Source organism: Actinokineospora fastidiosa (genome assembly GCF_014648415.1).
Lineage (GTDB): Bacteria > Actinomycetota > Actinomycetes > Mycobacteriales > Pseudonocardiaceae > Actinokineospora > Actinokineospora fastidiosa.
The window spans coordinates 2,086,433-2,105,053 of the sequence record NZ_BMRB01000001.1 but is presented as its reverse complement, the minus strand read 5'-3'; the positions used below and the strand labels follow the sequence as shown (position 1 = coordinate 2,105,053).

The window sequence follows — 18,621 nt, the reverse complement described above, 5'->3', positions numbered from 1 at the left end:
GGGTTCCTGCTCGCAGGAAGGGCCACAGGCCCACGCAGGTTCGAATCCTGCCCTCTCCGCCACCGTCCGGTCAGGTCCAGTGGCCCGTGCCGAAGGTCGCCGGGCCCCGGTGCAGCAGGGCGCGCAGTTCCATCCGCCGCACCTTGCCCGTTCCCGTCCGCGGCACGCGGTCCCAGGTGAAGACCACCGGGTCGGCCAGCGCGGGCAGGTCGCGGACCGCGGCTATCCACTCGGCGGGGTCCAGGGCGCCGGTCGTCGTCACCACCACCGGGACCGGCAGCTGGCCCGGCGTCCCCAGCACCACGCACTCCACCACCGACGGCACCCGGTCCTCGATCACGTCCTCCAGCTCCACGCAGCTCTGCCCCGGGATCACGTCGACCTCCCGGTCCAGCAGCAGGTACGACCCCGTCCGCGTGCGCACGCCCACGTCGCCGGAGTTCCACCACCCGCCCGAGAGCTTGGCCGCGTAGCGCTCCGACTCGCCCACGTAGTCCACGCACCGCGCCGAGGTGCGCACCAGCACCAGGCCCGGGCGACCGGCGGGCACCTCCTGGAACGTCCGGGGGTCCACCACCTTCAGCCGCGTCCGCCCCGGCACCGGACGCCCCAGGTTGCGCGTCGTCGGATGGCGGTCGGCCCGCGACGCCACCGAGCGCCGGGTCAGGAACCGGAACGTCATCGGCCCCGTCTCCGTCTGCCCCCACACCTGGACCCACAGCGGATGACGCCGCCGCGACGCCCCCAGGAACGCCCGGACCGTCGGCGGGTGCATCGCGTCGAACGTGCTCACGTACAGCCGCACGTCCTCGAACGGGTTGCCCGGCACCTGCGTCAGCCCCTGCCACCGCACGTACACCGACGGCAGGGCCTCCACAGTGGTCGGACGGTGGGTGAACAGCGCCTCCGGCGACCCCGACCCGATCACCACCACCTTCTCCGGCGCCAGCCACAGCACGCTCATCGTCCACGGCACCGCGCGCCCGTGGCAGTACGCGATCGCCGAGGCGACCGTGTCGCAGGACCGGCTCGACAGCACCGGCACCCGCTGCGCCTCGCGCGCGGCCAGCTGGTGGATCAGCGTCTCCGCGGTGTGCAGCACCAGCTTCGGCGTGCCCGTCGTCCCCGACGTGTGGTTGATGATCAGCGGCGCGTCCGGGGCCCGGCGGACGAAACCCGGCGGACGGGTCCCGCGCAGCGCGGCCAGGTCGATCGCGCCCGGGTAGCGCCCGTCCAGCACCAGCGTCCGCCTGCCGAACCCCATCAGGTCGGTCTCGTCGTCGCGCGCGTTGTCCAGCACGCCGGTCGAGGTCACCAGCAGCGCCGGGTCCAGCCGCTTGAGCAGCACCTGCAGCGTCTGCGGCGGCAGGTGGTCCGACAGCAGCGCGGGCACCGCGCCCAGCCGGGCCGCCGCGGCGGCCAGCAGCACGTAGTCCCAGTGGTTCTCCTTGACCACCGCCACCCGGTCGCCGGGCCCGACGCCCGCGGCGTGCAGCCAGCCCGCCGCGTTGCGCACCAGGCCCGCCAGGTCCGCCATGGTGTACGTCGTGCCGAAGTCCGGCGCGATGTCCAGCGGCCGGTCCAGCTCGGCGACCGTGCGCACCCCCCGGTCGACCAGGTCCTCGAACAGCGTGCCCAGGTCCGACGGCTTCACGGCTCCACCTTCCGCCCGATGACGGTCACCATCACCTGCGACAGCCACGTGTGCCGCGGGTCGAGCAGGTCGGCCACCGCGCGGTCGACGTCGCCGGGCTCCACCCCGGTCAGCCGGGGGCGCAGGTGCTCCAGCCACAGCGCGAACCACCGCCCACCCGCCGAGCCGCCCCGGACGACCTCGGCGCGGGCGTCGGCGCGCACGTCGGCCAGCCCGGCCGCCTCGGCCAGCTCGACGTCGAGCAGCCCGCACCTCGGGTGGTACCCCGACGCCCGCATCACCGCGTACGCGGCCCGCTTGACCTCGTCGTGGAACGGGCCGTCGGCATGGCTGAACAGCGCGGCCGTGTCGGTGTCCTCCAGCACGAGGTGGCCGCCGGGCCGCAGGGCGTCCGCCATCCGCCGCACCGCGTCCAGCCGGTTCGCCAGGTGCTGCACCAGCAGCCGCGCGTGCACCACGTCGTACCCGCCGCCGGGCAGCCCGTCGCGGATGTCCGCCGCCACGACCCGACCGCCGGGCACGTCCAAATGCGACACATCGCGGTCGACGGCGGTGACCTCGGCGCCGCGCGCGACCATCCAGCGGGCCACCGACCCGTGCCCGGCGCCCACCTCAAGGCAGCGGGCGCCCGGTCCGACCAGCGGCGCCAGCCGGGCGACCGTGCCCGGGTCCCACAGCGCCTCGCCCAGCGCCAGGCGCTCGGCCTCGCGGTCGAACCCGGTGTCGAAGCAGTACGCGGTCTCAGCCACCGCTCACCACCAGGGTCGGCCTGCGGTCCAGCACGCGCGCGGCCACCAGCTCCGCGGAGCGGACCGCGCCCTCGCTGGACGGGCGCAGCGCGTACCAGTCGCCCGCGTACTCCACCGGGGACGGCGGCCGCCGCACGAAGTCCGGGCGCGCGGCCAGCGCGGCCGGGGTCGGCATCGGCAGCCCGTGCCGGAACTGCGAGACGACCGTGTCCCGGCAGCGCAGCCCGGGCAGGTACCGGTCGGCCTCCGCGGTCAGCACCTCGACCGCCCGCTCCGGCGGCCCGGCGGCCAGCTCGGCGGCCGCCCCCGGCCCGGCGACCAGCGTCACCAGGCCGCGGCCGGGCGGCACCCGGTCGGGATGCCTGCGCTCGTCGACCACCAGCCCGGCGAACATCGGGTTCTCCACCGGCGGCACGAACAGCCCGAACGTGCCCTCGACCGGCAGGACGGGGGTGTCGAGCAGGCAGGCGACCTTCACCATCGGCCGGTACGGGACCGCGCGCACGTAGGCGGGCGCTGCCGGGTCCAGCGCGGCGGCGACCGGCGCGGGCACCGCCAGCACCACCTGCCGGGCGGTGACGTCGGCGTCGCCGACCCGCAGCCGGGCCCCGCCCGACAGCGCGGCCACCGACTCCACCGGCGTCCCCACCGTCACGTCGAGCCGTTCGGCCAGCAGGCGGGCGGGGGTGTCCATGCCGCCGCGGTAGGTGCGGAACGTGCTGGTCGGCCCGACGGCGTTCAGGTGCGCCAGCAGCGGGCCCGCGCACGCCAGCGTGGTGTCCCAGCCGTAGAACCCGGACGCGATCGGGGCGAACAGGTAGTCGTGCAGGTCGCGGGGGTGGCGGCGGAGCAGGTCCGCGACGGTCTGCGCGCGCAGCGGCGTCGCCTCCGGGTGGTCGGGGTCGAACCGCCTGCCGCGCAGCCGCAGCCCGGTCAGCAGCCTGCCCAACGCGACCCGCGCGCCCACCGACAGCCCGGCCCCGGTGCGCAGGCCCCTCGGGTCGCCGACGTCGGGGTGCGCCCGGCCCTCCCGCCACATCGCGAGGCCCGCGCCGATCAGCGGCGCGTCCACATCGGACATGCCCAGCTCGCCGAGCAGCCGCCAGGTCGCCGGATAGCCGTGCGTGCCGATCATCTCCGCCCCGGTGTCCACCGTGTACCCGTCGCGGCGCAGGGTGCGCATCCGGCCGCCCACGTGCTCGGCGGACTCGAAGACGCGCACCTCGCGGCCCGCGCGGCGCAGCCGGTGGGCGACGGTCAGCCCGGCGATGCCCGCGCCGACGACGGCGACGTCGAGGTCGGGGCTCACGACCAGCCGCCCAGCGCGGGCGTGAACAGGTTGACCACGATGAGCAGCGCGACGGTCGTGCGGTGCGCGTGCAGCCCGATCAGCCGCGCGCCCAGCACGTCGCCGAGGCCCAGACCGCGATGCAGCTGCGCCACCCGCAGCCCCATCGCGGGCAGCATGGCCGGGGCGAACCACCACGGCGCCGCGCCCAGCCCGGACGACAGCACGATCAGCGCGATCTCGCCCACCGACAGCGCGGCGATGAACGCGATGTTGCCCCGGGTGCTCAGCAGCACCGCGACGGTGGGCCTGCCCACCCGCGCGTCGCCCACCGCGTCGCGGGTGTTGGAGTACACCCCGAACAGCAGCGGGCCGAGTCCGAAGAGGATGGCCTGCACCAGGGTGAACGCGCTCATCTCCCCGGTGCACAGGCCGACGGCGGCGAGCACGAGCCCGATGCCGAACCCGGCGAGGAACACCTCCTGCCAGCCCCGGTAGCTGATCTTGAGCCCCCACGAGTACTGCACGGCGGAGATCAGGCACGCCGCGAGGAGCAGCAGCACCCACAGCGGCCGGAACGGCGCGAACGCCGCCGTCCACGTCCACACCAGCGTGCCGAACAGCGTGGCGCACCAGCCGAAGACGATCGCCTCGCGCTCGGTCAGCTCGCCGGTCAGCAGGGGCTTGCGGGCCAGCCGCCGCGCGGGCGCGTCGGGCCCGTAGTTGGCCGCGTCGCTGCCGTCGCGGAAGCCGGTGACGTCGTCGAAGGCGACCGCGCCCGCGACCACGCCGACCGTGCCGAGCAGGAACAGCCCGAGCGTGACCAGCACGTCCGTCGAGCCCCACGCGGGCGGCCCGCACAGGGCCCAGGCCAGGGGCACGGCCAGGTAGTAGTCCCAGACATCGAGCTTGGCCAGCCGGGCGAACGCGCCGAGCCGGGTGGGCGCGGGGACCGCGATGCTCATGGCGCCCTCCTCAGAACGCGCAGACGCTGTCGGCGATGTGCTCGACCTGGGCGTCTGTCAGATGCGGGTAGATGGGCAGCGCGAGCATGCGGGCGCCCGCGAGCTCGGCGTGCGGCCAGAACCGCCTGCTGCGCGCGTACTGGGCGAACGCGGGCTGCGCGGGCAGCGGCGTCGGGTAGTAGACGTGCGTGCCGACGCCCCGGTGCGCCAGGTGCCGCCGCAGGTCCTCGCGGCGCTCGGCGAGCAGGCAGTACACGTAGTAGCAGCGGCCGTCGCGCCCCGGGGGCGGGGCCTGGATGCCGCGGTCGGCGAGGTCGGCGAAGCGCTCGGTGTAGTACTCGGCGATCCGCGCCCGCCGCTCCAGCCGCTCGGCCAGGCCGGACAGCCGGTGCAGCTGGTAGTCGGCGATGATCTCGTCGAAGCGGCTGTTGTAGCCGATCGCGTGGTGCACGAACCGGGTGCGGCCGTCCTGGCCGTGGTTGCGCAGCATGCGCACCAGCTGGCCGAGCGCGGCGTCGTCGGTGACGACCGCGCCGCCCTCGCCGATCGTGCCGAACGTCTTGACCTGGACGAAGGAGTACACGCCCGCGTCGCCCCACCGGCCCGCGGGCAGCCCGCCGAGCACGCCGCCCTGGGCGACCGCGGAGTCCTCGACCAGCCGCACCCCGTGCCGCTCGGCCAGCGCGGACAGCGTCGGCATGTCGGCCATCACCGAGAACATGTGCGCGGGCATGATCGCCGCGGTCTGCTCGGTGATCGCCGTCTCGACCTCGTAGGGCTCGACGACCATCGTCCACGGGTGGACGTCGGCGAACACCGGCGTCGCGCCGACGTTGACCACGGAGGCGGCCAGCGGCGCGCAGCCGAGCGCGGGCACCACGACCTCGTCGCCGGGGCCGATGTCCATCGCGCGCAGCACCAGCATCAGCGCGCCGGTGCCGCTGCCGCAGGCGATCACGTCGGCCGCGCCGGTGTGCTCGCGCAGCGCGGCCTCGAAGGCGGCGGTGCGCTCGCCGAGGATGAACCGCTGCGCCGGGTCGGTGCCGATCCGGCGCACGGTCTCCAGCAGCAGGTCGCGGTCGTGGTCGAACAGGTCGGGAGGGAAGAACGGCAGCGTGGTCACAGGTCCGCCCGTCCCGCGTAGAAGCCGCCGATGAGGTCGCAGACGCGGTCGACGGCGGTGTCGGGCAGGTCCGGGTACAGCGGGAGGGCGAGCGTGTGCGCGCAGGCCGCCTCGGCGACCGGGAACTGGCCGGGGCGGTAGCCCAGTTCGGCGAAGCACGGCTGCAGGTGCAGCGGCACGGGGTAGTAGGTCTCGGTGCCGACGCCGTGGGCCGCCAGGTGCGCGGCCAGCTCGTCGCGGCGCTCGACCTCCACCAGGTAGACGTAGAACACCGGGTCGGTGGGCACGTCGCGCGCGACGACGGTGGGCGTCCGCAGCACGCCGGGGCGGTCGGCCAGGCGCTCGGTGTAGGCGCGGGCCAGCTCGGCGCGGCGGGCGATGTCGGCGTCGAGCCGGGTCAGCTTGGCCAGCAGGATCGCGGCCTGGAAGTCGTCCATCTTGCTGTTGATCCCCGGCAGCACCGTCTCGTTGGCGATGCCCGGGAAGTGCGCGAGCGTGCGGCCGAACCGGCCGTGGTGGCGCAGCGCGGCCGCGGCGTCGGCGACCCGGTCGTCGTCGGTGACCACCGCGCCCGCGTCGCCGAGGGCGCCGAGGGTCTTGGTGGGGAAGAACGACAGCACCCCGCCGCTGCCCAGCAGGCCCGCGTGGCGGCCGTCCCAGCGCATGCCGACGGCCTCGGCGCTGTCCTCGACCAGGCTCAGCGCGAACCGGTCGGCGACCGCGCTCAGCGCGCCGAGGTCGGCGAGCTGGTGGAACAGGTGCACGGGCATGAGCGCGCGCGTGTGGTCGGTGACCGCGTCGGCGGCCGCGGCCGGGTCGATCGCGTAGTCGTCCGGGCCGATGTCGGCGAAGGCCGGCCTGCCCCCGGCCAGCACGACCGAGGACGCGGTGGCGATGAAGCTGAACGCCGGGACGATCACCTCGTCGCCGGGCTCCAGCCCGATCGCGCGCAGCAGCAGCACCAGCGCGTCGGTGCCGGAGTTGACGCCCACGACGTGCGCCGCGCCGATGTGCTCGGCCAGCACGCGCTCGAACCGCTCGACCATGTGGCCGTGGGAGTACTTGCCGCGGGCGACGACCTCGGCCAGGTTCGCCTCGGCCAGCGGCCACACCGCATCGAGGGTGGCGGCCTGGGTGAAGAACGGTACCGGCACGGCTGGCGCGCGGGTGAGCGCGGCGGCGTGCTCCATGCGTGTCCTTTCCGGACTGATCGGGGGGACGGGCGGACGCCGGTCCGCCACCCCACGCTAGCCAGGCTGATATGGCTTGCGCCGCAACACATCCAAAGATCACACGGTCGTGTGGCCCGCGTTGACAGCTCCCCTGGTCGGGGCCAGGGTTTGGGGCGTTCTCAATCCGTGGTCGGCGAGGGTGAGGTGGCGCTGCATGCCGGGCACGCTCGTCGTGGGCCTCGGCCACGCGGGCACGCGGCTGCACCTCCCGGTGCTCCGCGCGCTGCGCGGCCGCGAGGATCCCCCGATCGTGGTGTTCGATCCCGTTCGGAGTGTCCAGCCGGGACCGGACGTGGTCGCCGCGCGCGACCTGCCGCACGCCGCCGCGCTCACCGACCCGGCGACCTGCGTCGTGCACCTGTGCACGCCGCCGACCGCGCGGGTGGAGCCGATCACGGCGCTGGCCGGGCTGGGCTTCCGGCGGTTCCTGGTGGAGAAGCCGCTGGCCGCCGACCCGGCCGCGCTGACCGAGCTGCTGGACCTGGTCGACCTGGTCGGCCTCGACGTGGTCCCGATCGCGCAGTGGCGGCACAGCGAGCTGACCCGCAGGCTCATGGGCCTGCGCGCCGAGCTGGGGCGGCCGCTGTCGATCGCGGTGCGCCAGGCCAAGCCGCGGTTCACCCGCACGCTGGCGGGCGACGACCACCCGAGCGCGTTCGACGTCGAGGCCCCGCACTCGGTGGCCCTGGCCCTGCGGCTGGCCGGGCCCGCCGCCGTCACCGGGGCGGGCTGCGCGGACATGCTGCTGGGCTCGGCCGTGTTCCCCGGCCTCGGCGGGGCGTGGCTGAGCCTGGCCCACGAGGGCGGCGCGCGCACGGAGATCACCACCGAGCTGACGGCCCCGGTCCGCGAGCGGCGCGTGACCGTGGAGTTCGAGGGCGGCACGGCCGTCGGGCACTTCGCCGTCAGCGCCGCGGACGAGTTCGCGCAGCTGGAGGTCACCGCGCCGGGCAGGCGCTCGCACTCGGTGTTCCGCGACGACTCGCTGACCGCTTTCGTCGCGCGCGCCTACCGGCACTTCGACGGCGCGCGGATGCTCGGCGAGCTGACCGCGGGCGCGGCCGTCGTCTCGCTCATCGCCGAGGCCAAGCGCCTCGCGGGCGCGCGGGCCGGGGCGGTCCGGTGAGGACGCTGGCCGGGATCGGCGACGAGGCCGGCCCGTCGGCCGCCGAGCAGATCGCCGCGGTGACCGGGCTGGGCTGGACGGCGATCGAGCTGCGGACCGTGGACGGGACCGCGCTGGCCGACCTCGACGACGCGGCGTTCGACGCCGTGGCCGCCGCGGTGGCCGGGCACGGGCTGGACGTGGTGTGCGTGGACTCGCGCATCGGCGACTGGTCATCGGAGATCACCGACGACTTCAGCCGCGACCTCGACGAGCTGCGGGTGCTGGCCCGCCGCTGCGCGCTGCTGGGGACGCGGTACGTGCGGGTCATGTCGTACCCGAACGCCGGGCTGCCCCCGGCCGAGTGGGAGCGGCGGGTGCGGCGGCGGCTGCGCGAGCTGGCGGACCGGGCCGGGCAGGCCGACCTCGTCCTGCTGCACGAGAACTGCGCGGGCTGGGCGGGCGCGGACGCCGAGCGCATGCTGACCCTGGTCGGCGACGGCCTCGGCCTGCTGTTCGACACCGGCAACGGCGTCGCGTACGGCTACTCCGGCGTCGACCTGCTGGCCGAGATCGTGGCGCACGTGCGGCACGTGCACGTCAAGGACGGCGTGCCGGGGCCGGTGTGGACGCTGCCCGGCGACGGCGCGGCCGACGTGGCCGGGGCGCTGGCGCTGCTGGCCGCGCACGGCTACACCGGGGCGCTGTCGCTGGAGCCGCACCTGAGCCTGCGCCCGCACGAGCGCGACGGCGTGCCCGGCGACGCCTCGGGCTTCCACGCCGCCGGGATCGCCCTGGAGGCGCTGCTGGCCGCGTGCCCGGCGGGGGCGTGAGTGCTCACCGCCGCCGACCACGCCCTGCTGCTCGACCTGCTCGCCCTGCCGACCGCCGGACCGCTGGAGAGCGACGGCCCGGTGCGGCTGTGGGAGGCGCAGAAGCGCTACGCCGACGCCTCCGGGCTCACCGTCGTGCACCACGCGCCCGCCGACCCGGCGGTGCTGGACCGGCCGGACGTCCCGTCGACCGTGCGCGGCCGGGGCGCGGACTTCCTGGCCTGCCAGCCGAACCTGGTGCTGCGCCTCGGCCCGCCGCTGCCGGTCGCGCGCACGGTGATGTTCAACGTCCACCTGGACACCGTCGCCGGGGTGGAGCCGGTGTCCTTCGACGGCGCGGTCTTCCGCGGCCGGGGCGCGATCGACGCCAAGGGGCCCGCGGTGGCGCTGCTCGCGGGCATCCGGGACGCCGCGGCGCGGCGGCAGGCGGTCGGGGCCGAGGTCGCCGTCGTCGTGCAGGCCGTCTCCGGCGAGGAGGGCGGCGCGATGGGCGTGTTCGGCACCCGGCCGCTGGTGGAGGCCGGGCACGTCGGCGCGCTCAACGTCTTCTGCGAGCCCACGTCCGGCCGCTACCAGCCGCGCGCGACCGCGTCCGCGACCGCCGAGATCCGCGTCGACGGCGACGACGCGATCGACGACTCCCCCGGCGACGGCCACAACGCCACCGTCCTGCTCGGCCACATCGCCGCGTGGCTCGGCGAGCGGCTCGACGACGTGTGCGTCGCGGGCCTGCACACCGGCACCGCGCACAACCGGGTGTACGGGACGGGCACGCTGCTGGTCAACCTGCCGTACGCGACGGCGGAGGCGGGCGCGGCGCTCACGGCCGCCGTCGAGGCCCACCTGGCCGACGCCCTGGCCGACTTCGCCGCCCGGCACGCCCGCTCCCGGGCGCTGGCCCGCACGGCGGCCGACGCGCGCCGGGTCACCCGGCTGCACTGGCGCAAGCGCGGCCTGCCCACGCTCACCGACGCGGGCCCCGCGGTGGCCGACCTGATGGCCGCGGCGGGCGTCCCGCGCGGCGACGGCGCGTTCACCTGCGACGCCATCTGGCTGTCCGGCTCCCCGACCGCGGTGCTCGGCCCCGGCGACCTCGCCGCCAACCGCGCCCACGCCCCCGGCGAGCACGCCCTGCTCGCCGACCTGGACGCCTTCGCCGCCCAGGTGTCCCGACTGCTGTGCGCGTTCGCCGACCGGAGGACCTGTTGACCGATCTCGACATCGCGCCGGTCCCGACCGGCGTGCGCGTGCCCGTGGGCGCGCTGCTGGACTTCACCGCCGCTGTCTTCCTGGCCCACGGCGTCCCGCCCGCGCGCGCGGTCGCCGCGGCCGAGGCGCTGTGCCACGGCGACATCACCGGGATGACCTCGCACGGCCTGGCCAACCTCACCCGCATCTACCTCCCGCTGCTGGAGTCCGGGCGGGTCGACCCGGCGGGCGAGCCGAAGGTCGCCGCGGACCGCGGCGCCGCCGTGCTGCTCGACGGGGCCCGCTCGCTCGGCCTGTGGCTGGCGGGCGAGGCCATGGACCTGGCGTGCAGGCGGGCGGCGGAGTACGGGATCGGCATGGTGTCGGTGCGCGGCGGCACCCACTTCGGCTGCGCGGGCCACCCGGCGCTGCGGGCGGCGCGGCACGGCATGGTCGGGGTGGTCGCGGCCAACTGCGGCCACCAGCGCATCGCCCGCCCGCCGCACGGGTCCGCGCCGATGCTGGGCACCAACCCGCTGGCCGTGGCCGCGCCCGCGGGCGACCGCCCGCCGTTCCTGCTGGACATGAGCACCACCGCCGCGCCGACCGGCCGCGTTCGCGCCGCGGCCAGGGCGGGCGCGCCGATCCCGCCGGGCTGGCTGGCCGACGACGCCGGACGCCCGGTCACCGACCCGTCCCGGTTCGACGCTGGCGATGCCCACCTGAGCTGGCTGGGCGCGCCCGGCCCCGGGCAGTACAAGGGATTCGGCCTCGGCCTGATGGTCGAGGTGCTGGCCGCCCTGGTCCCCGGCGCTGGCCTCGGCCCGGTCGGCGGTCCGGCAGGCGGTCCCGCCGCGGACGACGACATCGGCTATCTGCTGCTCGCCATCGCGCCCGGCGCGCTGCGCGAGCCCGGGGCGTTCCACCGGGACGCTGGCGCGCTGTTCGGCGCCCTGCTGGACTGCCCGCCCGCCGACCCGGCCCGCCCGGTCACCTACCCCGGCTGCCCCGAGGCCGAGCGCGCCGCGGACGCCGAGGCCAACGGCGTTCCCCTGGCCGCGGCGCTGGTCGCCGAGCTGGCCGAGGTCGCGGACCGCGTCGGGCTGGCCATGCCGGAGGTCCGCTGATGCGCGTCGGGATCATCGGCCTCGGCGTGATCTCCCGGTTCTACCTCGCCGCGCTCGGCGACAACGGGCCGCTGCGGCTGGCCGCGGTGTGCGACCGCAGGCGCGCCGCGCTGGCCCCGTTCCGCGGCGAGGTGCGCTGCTACGCCGACCACCGCGACCTCATCGCCGACGGCGGGCTGGACGGTGTCGTGGTGACCGTGCCCAACGACGCGCACGCCGCCGTCTGCCGGGACCTGCTCGACGCGGGCATCCCGGTGTGCGTGGAGAAGCCGCTGGCGATCGACCTGGCCGACGGGCGCGAGCTGGTCGCGCTCGCCCAGGCGCGCGGCACGGTCCTGTTCACCTCCTTCCACCGCCGCTACAACGCCCGCGTCCGGGACCTGCTGCTCGGGCTGCCGCCGCGCTGGGCCATCGACTCGGTGCGCGTGCGCTACCTGGAGCGCATCGAGGAGCACGCGGGCCTCGACCAGTGGTACCTCGACCCGGCGCGGTGCGGCGGCGGCTGCGTCGCCGACAACGGGCCGAACGCCCTCGACCTGGTCCGGATGCTGCTCGGCCCGGTCGAGCTGACCGATGTGGACATCCGCAGGGACGAGCTGGGCGTCGACCGGTGGGCGCGGCTGCTGCTGTCGGCCGAGTGCGGGGCGACCGCGGAGGTCGAGCTGGACTGGTCGCACCCGGGCGAGACCAAGGACATCGAGGTCCGGCTCGCCGACGGCGGGGTGCGGCACGCGGACATGCTGGCCGGGTTCGCCGGGTTCAAGCAGTCGCTGTGGCACGAGTACGCCGGGGTGCTGCGCGCGTTCGCCCTGGCCGTGCACGACGGCGGCCCGGACACCGCGGGCCTGGCCGCCCTGGAGCTGGTGGACGCGGCGTATCGGGCGGAAGGAGCCAGGAGTGATCGAGGACGGCGAGAAGCGGACGGTGTCCGGCACGTTGGTGAAGGTGCTGGTGCACCGCCGGGATGACCGGGGGATGCGGCTGGAGGAGTTCGCCAGCCGCTGCGTGCGGCGGGGCGAGGTGCACGAGCTGGTGACCACCGATCACGGCGTCGCCGACGGGCGCATCGACCGGGTGGGGTTCCTGGGCTTCACCGAGATCGACCGTGGCGGCGTCATCGACCGGGGCGACGCCGTGCACATCGGCGGCGCGTACGTGGGCACCGTGCTCGGCTTCGACGCCTGCCACTTCCCCAACCACTACAACATCCTCATCCACCGGGCGTCCCCGGTGACCGGCTCGGACATCGCGCTGAGCCCGGAGTCGCCGGTGCGGTTCGGATGAGGCGGGCCGTGGTGGCCGGGGCGGGCATGGCGGGCCTGCTCGCCGCCCGGGCGCTGCTCGGGCACGCCGACGAGGTCGTCGTCGTCGAGCCGGACGACCTGCCGGACGCGCCCGGCACCCGGCCCGGCACCCCGCACGCCGAGCAGTTCCACATCCTGCACGCGCTGGCCCGCGGCCTGCTCGACCACTGGTTCCCGGACCTGGCCGCCGAGCTGGCTGCGCACGGCGTGGTCCCGTTGTCCACAGTGGACGGCCGGATGTGCGTGGACGGCCGCATGCGCCCGGTCATCCCGGACGACGAGCTGCTGCCCGTGCACCGGCCGATGGTGGAGTGGCATGTGCGCCGGGCCGTCCTGCCTCGGGTGAAGCTGGTCCGCGACCGCGTGGTCGGGCTGGCGGGCGACCGCCGCCGGGTGTCCGGTGTCGTGCTGGCGGGCGGGCGCTGCGACGCCGACCTGGTGGTGGACGCCAGCGGCCGCGGCACGCGGCAGGGCGAGTGGCTGCGCGGGCTGGGCGTCACCCCGGCGCCGAAGCGGCGCGTGCACCTGGACCTCGGCTACGCGACCGCGCTGTACCACCGCGCGCCCGGCCAGCGCCTCGACGGCCTGCTCGCCGTGCACTCCCTGCGGTCGGCAGCCTGGCCGGACCCGGGCGTGAGCTGCGTGGCGGCCGTGTCGCCGGACCGCTGGCTGTGCACCGTCGCGGGCTACGGCGAGCGCCGCCCGGGCCGCGCGGCCGAGGCGTTCCGGGAGCGGCTCCTGGCCGAGCCCGCGCCCGCGTTCGCCGCGCTGGTGCGCACGTGCGCGCCCGCGACGCCGGTCGCCGTGCACCGCTTCCCGCACAGCGTGCGCCGCGACTTCCACCGCGCGGACGGTCAGCCGGAGGGCCTGGTGTCGGTGGGCGACGCGGTGGCGTCGTTCAACCCCGTGTACGGGCAAGGCGTGCCGTCCGCTGCCATGCACGTCTCGGCGATGAGCGCGTGGCTGGCCGAGGGGTCCTCGGTGGAGGCCTACTTCGAGCGGCTGCGCGTGCTGGTCGACGCCGCGTGGCAGACCTCGGTCGTCGCCGACTTCCGGCTCCCGCACGTGCGCGGCGAGCGGCCGCGCGGGCACCGGGTCATGCAGGCGGTCGGCGCGGCGATCGACCGCGCGGCGATGGCCGACCCGGTGGTGGCGCGCCGGTTCCTCGACGTGGTCAACATGCGCGAGCACCCGCGCGAGCTGCTGCGGCCGGACATCCTCGGCCGCGCCCTGCGCAACGAGGCGCGGCTGCGGCTGACCCGCTAGCGCACGGCGAGGGCCCCGGGGGATCGCCCCGGGGCCCTCGTCGCGTCAACCGCCGGGTCAGCGACCCAGCAGGTTGATGTCGGACGTGCCCTGGTGGTAGGCCCGGACCGCGTCCACGAGCTCCTCGACGGACAGCGCGCCGCTGCCGTTGGTGTCCAGCTGCGCGAAGGCGTTGTCGGCCTGCATCGCGTCGACGCCGACGGCCTGCATCCAGCGCTTGAACTCCTGCTGGTTGACCTCGCCGTCGCCGTCGGTGTCGCAGATGTCGACGATGGCCTCGATGGTGGGGCGCAGGTTGCGGTCGAAGCCCGCGTCGCCGCCCTCCACCAGCTCCTTCTCCGAGACCTGCAGGAACTGGTCCATGGTGATCTTGCCCTGCGGCCCGACCTTGGCCTTGGTCGCGAGCTTGTCCCACATGCCGAGGTAGGCCGACATCAGCGCCCGGCCCTTGGGGTTGTTCTCCTGCTCGCCGAACGCCTGCAGGATGCGACGGGCCTCGGTCTCGTAGTCGGACTTGTCGATGGTCCCGTCGCCGTTGGAGTCCCACAGCTCGAAACGGCGCTTGAGGCGGCTGTCCTGGACGCTAGCGGTCACAACCATGCTCCTTCGGATTCTGTGGTGATTTCCCTTGTCCCGGGAGCGACCCGCGCATTCGGCGAAAGCTCCGCTGTCCCGACAGTAGTCCGGGATGGTCATTTCGGCAGCCATCGCCGAGCACCCTCTTCGAGTGTATTCAAACGTCCCCGATCGGTTAGTCGCGATCACGCTGCGGAAGCGGCAGCCATATTGCGACCGGCGCATACACGCAGGATGCGTACCGTAGGAGCAGAAACGATCAGTCGCATCGGACTATCGAGTGAAAACGCGTACACGAATTAGCGACTGCCCCGATCGGGCGTTCCGGTAAATAGTGGACGCGCCACCTCGATCGACCAGTGGAGGAATCATGGGATTCGCCCGTGCGGTCCGGATCGGCGCGCTCGCCCCGGCCGTGCCCGCCGCCGCGAGCGATGGGGCCGTCGTCATCGATGCCGGGGCCGCGCAGATCGCCGCCAGCCGTCGCAGCGCCTGAGCGATGGGACTCGACCTCGTCGTCTTCGGCCTCGGCTACGTCGGCCTGCCGCTGGCCCGGCGCGCGTGCGCGGCCGGGCTTTCCGTCACCGGCGTGGACGTCTCCCGCGACGTGGTCGCCGGGCTGCGGGCGGGCCGCTCGCACATCGGCGACATCCCCGACCGCGACATCGCGGCCATGCTCGACGCCGGGTTCACCGCCACGGTCAACCCGGCCCCGGTCGGCGCGGCGGACACGGTGGTGATCTGCGTGCCGACGGGCCTGGTCGACGGCGAGCCCGACCTGGGCGCGGTGCTGTCGGCGGCCAGCGCGGTGGCCCGGCACCTGCGGCCGGGGACGCTCGTCGTGCTGGAGTCCACCAGTTACCCGGGCACCACGGAGGAGGTGCTCGCGCCCGTGTTGGAGTCCGGCGGGCTGGTCGCGGGCGCTGACTTCCACCTGGCGTTCTCCCCCGAGCGCATCGATCCCGGCAACGCCGAGTTCTCCTTCGAGAACACGCCCAAGGTCGTCGGCGGGCTGACCCCGGTCTGCGCCAAGCGGTGCGCGGCGTTCTACGAGGACCTGGTCGACACCGTCGTCGTCGCGGCCGGGCTGCGCGAGGCGGAGACGGCCAAGCTGCTGGAGAACAGCTACCGCCTGGTCAACATCGCCCTGGTGGACGAGTTGGCGGTGTTCTGCGCGGGCATGGACGTCGACGTGTGGGACGTGCTGCGGTGCGCGGCCACCAAGCCGTTCGGGTTCCAGCCGTTCACCCCCGGCCCGGGCGTCGGCGGGCACTGCATCCCGGTCGACCCGCAGTACCTGGCCAGCCGGGCGCGCTCGGCCGGGCTGCCTGCGACGCTGATCTCCACGGCGCTGGCGGTGACCGCCGGGATGCCGGGGTACGTCGCGCGCCGGGCGCGGGACCTGCTGGCGCGCGTCGGCCCGGTGCCGGGAGCTCGGGTGGTGCTGGTGGGCGTGACCTACAAGGCGGATGTGGCGGACATGCGCCAGTCGCCCGCGGTCGGCGTGGTGCGGCACCTGCGCGCGATGGGCGTCCAGGTGTCCTATCACGACCCCTATGTGGATGAGTTCACTGTGGATGGTGTGCGTGTGCCGTCCTGGTCCGGTGACGCGGACCTGGCGGTGGTGCTGCAGGACCACCGGCGGGTCGACCTCGGCGCGGTCGTGCGCGCGGCGCGGGTCGTGCTGGACACCCGCGGGGTCGCCGTGGGCGATCACGTCGTGCGGCTCTAGCGGTCGATCATCGCCAGGTAGTGGCCGAGTCGGGCGGACGCGTCGAGCATGGCGACGCCCCGCGCGGTGAGCCTGCGCCGCCAGTCGCGCAGGGCGTCGGCCAGCGCGTCCGCGCCGCCCGCCGTGCGGAGCCGCCGGACCACGTCGGCGATGCGGTCGAGGGGGTAGCCGCCGCGCCTGAGCAGGTGGGCGAGTTCGGCGTCGCGGACGTCCTGGGCCCGGTAGACGCGGTAGCCGGTGGCGGGGTCGCGCTCGGGGGCCAGGATTCCCGCGGCCTCCCAGGCGCGCAGGGTCGCCGGGGTGAGGCGGAGCCTGCGCGCCAGTTCGCCGACGGCCCGGACGGCGGTGTCCGCTGGGCGGTCCGCCGGGGTATCGGCAGTCGTCAGGTGGATCACCGCTTCGTGGACCGCGTCGAGGGTGTCGCTGTCGTGGAGCGCTTGGGCGTGGCCGCGGTGGATGGCCGTCAGGGCGTCGTCGAGGTCGCCGTCGTGGACCGCGGTCATGATCCGGCCCGCCGTCCGGTGCCCGTAGGCCGGGATGAGGGCGAGGTAGGCGCGCAGGGCGGCGGCGTGCGCCTCGGTGTAGACGCGGTAACCGCTGGGGGTGCGGTCGGCGGGCGGGAGGAACCCGTCGCGCTCGTAGTTGCGGACGGCCTGGGTCGAGATCCCGTGCTCGCGGGCGAGGTCCGTCGGTCGCATGGTTATCACCGGTTTGAGACTTTACGCTCCCGGTCAGAGGTCAACGCGAGCTCAGGTTTCCACCGAGTCTTCAAAGATACGGTTAAGACCTATGAGTCAGGACATCATGGACGTCATCACCGCCGCGGACGAGCTGGTGGCCATCGGCGAGCCGACGCACGCCGAGCCCGCGTTCGGGCTGATCCGCAACGAGCTGGTCGGCAGGCTGGCCGAGCACGGCTTCCGGTCGGTCGCCCTCGAGGTCGACCGGGTCGCGGCGCTCATCGTGAACGACTACGTCCAGGACGGCGTGGGCACGCTCGACGCGGTGCTGCGCGAGGGCTTCTCCCACGGCTGGGGCGAGTTCGACGCCAACCGCCGACTGGTCTCCTGGATGCGCGAGTACAACCGGGGCCGCCCGCCGGAGGGGCGGCTGGCCTTCCACGGCTTCGACACGCCGATGGAGACCATGAGCGCGCCCAGCCCGCGGTCCTATCTGGAGCACGCCCGCGACTACCTGGGGCTGGACACCGACATCGCGGCCCTCACCGGCGACGACGAGCGGTGGAGCCGGACGGAGGCGGTCATGGACCCGGAGGCCTCGCCCGGGGCCACCGCCGAGGCCGACCGGCTGCGCGTGCTGGCCGACGACATGCTCACCACGCTCCACGCGCGCGCACCCGAGCTGATCGCCGCGTCCTCGCGCGAGACGTGGTCCCGGGCCAGGACGCGCCTGACGGCGGGTCTCGACCTGTTGCGCTACCACGCGCAGGCGGCGCGGCGCGTCGAGCCCGCGGCGCGGCTGGCGGGCCTGACCGCGACCCGGGACGCGCTCATGGCCCGCAACCTCGTCGAGATCCGCGCCGCCGAGGCCCGCCGGGGCGGCACGCTCGTCTTCACCCACAACCTCCACCTGCGGCGCACGGTCAGCACCATGGCGATGGGCGGCACGGAGGTCAGCTGGTACTCCGCCGGGGCGATCCTGGACGCCCTGGGCGAGCGGTGCACGGTCATCATGGGCAGCATCGGGCGCAGTGCGGCGCTGGGACTGGGCGAACCCGACCCCGACACCTTCGAGGGCCGGTTGAGCGGCCAGGTCACCGGATGGGGTCTGGTCCGGCCCGGTCCCGGGCGACCGAGGACCGACACCGCCCGCCAGCGGGGCTACTTCCCGCTAGATCAGGCGACGCTGGACGGCGCCGCCGCCGTGCTGCACATCGCAGGCGCGTAGCGGGTCTCGAAGTCCAGCAGGAAGCGCTTGCGCTCGACGCCGCCGCCGTAGCCGGTGAGGTCGCCGGTCGAGCCGACAACGCGGTGGCAGGGCACGATCACGCTGACCGGGTTGCGGCCGTTGGCCGCGCCGACCGCGCGCGAGGCCGTCGGGCGGGAGACGCGCAGGGCGAGTTCGCCGTAGGTGATCGTCTCGCCGTAGGGGATCTCGCACAGGGCGCGCCAGACCTCCTGCTGGAACGGCGTTCCGTGCAGGTTCAGCGGGACGTCGAAGTCGGTCAGCTCGCCTGCGAAGTAGGCGTCGAGCTGGGCCTTGACCTCCGGCAGGATGGTGTCGTCGCGGCCGCCGAACGTGCTGTCGGCCGGGCGGTGGCGCTGGTCGGTCATGTAGAGGCCGGAGAGGGTGCCGTCGGTGGCGACCAGGGTGAGCGGGCCGACCGGGCTGTCGATGACGGTGTGCGCACGCACTGTGGTTCCTCGCTTTCGGGTACCCGTCCAGGATGGCCTGCCGCCGGACGGGCGCGCTGGCGGGAATCGGTCATAGCGGTTCACCGGGAACCGATCGGGGTACC

Annotated in this window: 19 protein-coding genes; 10 read left to right on the top strand and 9 right to left on the bottom strand. The window is 75.0% G+C overall.

The features are described from left to right. Nucleotides 1–70: 70 nt before the first annotated feature. Genes IEY98_RS10105 through IEY98_RS10080 form a run of 6 tightly spaced genes read right to left on the bottom strand, consistent with a single transcriptional unit; the run spans nucleotide 71 to nucleotide 6,969 of the window. Nucleotides 71–1,654, bottom strand: coding sequence for a class I adenylate-forming enzyme family protein (locus IEY98_RS10105; protein WP_189209942.1), 1,584 nt, complete (start codon nucleotides 1,652–1,654; stop codon nucleotides 71–73). Continuing rightward, nucleotides 1,651–2,403 carry a class I SAM-dependent methyltransferase gene (locus IEY98_RS10100; protein WP_189209941.1) on the bottom strand — a complete coding sequence of 251 codons (753 nt, stop codon included), beginning with the start codon at nucleotides 2,401–2,403 and terminating at the stop codon, nucleotides 1,651–1,653. Before IEY98_RS10100 ends, IEY98_RS10105 begins: the two co-directional genes overlap by 4 nt. Beyond that, nucleotides 2,396–3,712, bottom strand: coding sequence for a protoporphyrinogen/coproporphyrinogen oxidase (locus IEY98_RS10095; RefSeq protein ID WP_189209940.1), 1,317 nt, complete (start codon nucleotides 3,710–3,712; stop codon nucleotides 2,396–2,398). The genes IEY98_RS10100 and IEY98_RS10095 overlap by 8 nt, the downstream gene beginning before the upstream one ends. Beyond that, a complete protein-coding gene (locus IEY98_RS10090; RefSeq protein ID WP_189209939.1) occupies nucleotides 3,709–4,656 on the bottom strand; it encodes a UbiA family prenyltransferase in 948 nt (315 codons plus the stop codon). Before IEY98_RS10090 ends, IEY98_RS10095 begins: the two co-directional genes overlap by 4 nt. A 10-nt stretch (nucleotides 4,657–4,666) precedes the next feature. After that, on the bottom strand, nucleotides 4,667–5,779 hold the full coding sequence (locus IEY98_RS10085) for a DegT/DnrJ/EryC1/StrS family aminotransferase (RefSeq protein ID WP_189209938.1): 1,113 nt from the start codon (nucleotides 5,777–5,779) through the stop codon (nucleotides 4,667–4,669). Further along, nucleotides 5,776–6,969 (bottom strand): DegT/DnrJ/EryC1/StrS family aminotransferase, encoded by a 1,194-nt coding sequence (locus IEY98_RS10080; RefSeq protein ID WP_189209937.1) that lies wholly within the window; start codon nucleotides 6,967–6,969, stop codon nucleotides 5,776–5,778. Before IEY98_RS10080 ends, IEY98_RS10085 begins: the two co-directional genes overlap by 4 nt. A gap of 196 nt (nucleotides 6,970–7,165) precedes the next feature. Between IEY98_RS10080 and IEY98_RS10075 the strand changes: the two genes are divergently transcribed. The 7 genes from IEY98_RS10075 to IEY98_RS10045 are packed head-to-tail and all read left to right on the top strand — an operon-like array spanning nucleotide 7,166 to nucleotide 13,834. Next, a complete protein-coding gene (locus IEY98_RS10075; protein WP_189209936.1) occupies nucleotides 7,166–8,137 on the top strand; it encodes a Gfo/Idh/MocA family oxidoreductase in 972 nt (323 codons plus the stop codon). After that, a complete protein-coding gene (locus tag IEY98_RS10070) occupies nucleotides 8,134–8,949 on the top strand; it encodes a sugar phosphate isomerase/epimerase family protein (RefSeq protein ID WP_189209935.1) in 816 nt (271 codons plus the stop codon). Before IEY98_RS10075 ends, IEY98_RS10070 begins: the two co-directional genes overlap by 4 nt. Next, nucleotides 8,950–10,158: a M20/M25/M40 family metallo-hydrolase gene (locus tag IEY98_RS10065; protein WP_189209934.1), complete on the top strand. Its 1,209-nt coding sequence runs from the start codon at nucleotides 8,950–8,952 to the stop codon at nucleotides 10,156–10,158. Beyond that, nucleotides 10,155–11,264: an Ldh family oxidoreductase gene (locus IEY98_RS10060; protein ID WP_229786717.1), complete on the top strand. Its 1,110-nt coding sequence runs from the start codon at nucleotides 10,155–10,157 to the stop codon at nucleotides 11,262–11,264. The genes IEY98_RS10065 and IEY98_RS10060 overlap by 4 nt, the downstream gene beginning before the upstream one ends. After that, nucleotides 11,264–12,232, top strand: coding sequence for a Gfo/Idh/MocA family protein (locus IEY98_RS10055; protein ID WP_189209932.1), 969 nt, complete (start codon nucleotides 11,264–11,266; stop codon nucleotides 12,230–12,232). Before IEY98_RS10060 ends, IEY98_RS10055 begins: the two co-directional genes overlap by 1 nt. Further along, complete coding sequence (locus IEY98_RS10050) at nucleotides 12,162–12,548, top strand: DUF6917 domain-containing protein (protein WP_189209931.1); 387 nt, start codon at nucleotides 12,162–12,164, stop codon at nucleotides 12,546–12,548. Before IEY98_RS10055 ends, IEY98_RS10050 begins: the two co-directional genes overlap by 71 nt. Continuing rightward, on the top strand, nucleotides 12,545–13,834 hold the full coding sequence (locus IEY98_RS10045; RefSeq protein WP_189209930.1) for a hypothetical protein: 1,290 nt from the start codon (nucleotides 12,545–12,547) through the stop codon (nucleotides 13,832–13,834). Before IEY98_RS10050 ends, IEY98_RS10045 begins: the two co-directional genes overlap by 4 nt. A 57-nt stretch (nucleotides 13,835–13,891) precedes the next feature. Here the strand turns inward: IEY98_RS10045 and IEY98_RS10040 are convergent, their stop codons facing one another. Next, a complete protein-coding gene (locus IEY98_RS10040; RefSeq protein WP_229786716.1) occupies nucleotides 13,892–14,434 on the bottom strand; it encodes an EF-hand domain-containing protein in 543 nt (180 codons plus the stop codon). A gap of 346 nt (nucleotides 14,435–14,780) precedes the next feature. On the opposite strand from IEY98_RS10040, the gene IEY98_RS33070 reads away from it, so the two are divergent. Both IEY98_RS33070 and IEY98_RS10035 read left to right on the top strand, forming a co-directional pair. Then, a complete protein-coding gene (locus tag IEY98_RS33070) occupies nucleotides 14,781–14,906 on the top strand; it encodes a hypothetical protein (protein ID WP_268244563.1) in 126 nt (41 codons plus the stop codon). A 3-nt stretch (nucleotides 14,907–14,909) separates the two neighbouring features. Beyond that, on the top strand, nucleotides 14,910–16,142 hold the full coding sequence (locus IEY98_RS10035) for a nucleotide sugar dehydrogenase (RefSeq protein ID WP_189209928.1): 1,233 nt from the start codon (nucleotides 14,910–14,912) through the stop codon (nucleotides 16,140–16,142). Here the strand turns inward: IEY98_RS10035 and IEY98_RS10030 are convergent. Next, the gene (locus tag IEY98_RS10030; protein ID WP_189209927.1) at nucleotides 16,139–16,840 is read right to left on the bottom strand and encodes a MerR family transcriptional regulator; all 702 of its coding nucleotides are present in this window, start codon (nucleotides 16,838–16,840) and stop codon (nucleotides 16,139–16,141) included. The two genes, IEY98_RS10035 and IEY98_RS10030, sit on opposite strands and share 4 nt — an antisense overlap. Before the next feature lie 91 nt (nucleotides 16,841–16,931). Here IEY98_RS10030 and IEY98_RS10025 point away from each other — a divergent pair, with 91 nt between their 5' ends. After that, nucleotides 16,932–18,050 carry an erythromycin esterase family protein gene (locus IEY98_RS10025; protein WP_189209926.1) on the top strand — a complete coding sequence of 373 codons (1,119 nt, stop codon included), beginning with the start codon at nucleotides 16,932–16,934 and terminating at the stop codon, nucleotides 18,048–18,050. Here IEY98_RS10025 and IEY98_RS10020 read toward each other — a convergent pair. Further along, complete coding sequence (locus IEY98_RS10020; protein ID WP_229786715.1) at nucleotides 17,999–18,517, bottom strand: methylated-DNA--[protein]-cysteine S-methyltransferase; 519 nt, start codon at nucleotides 18,515–18,517, stop codon at nucleotides 17,999–18,001. The two genes, IEY98_RS10025 and IEY98_RS10020, sit on opposite strands and share 52 nt — an antisense overlap. Nucleotides 18,518–18,621 lie beyond the last annotated feature (104 nt).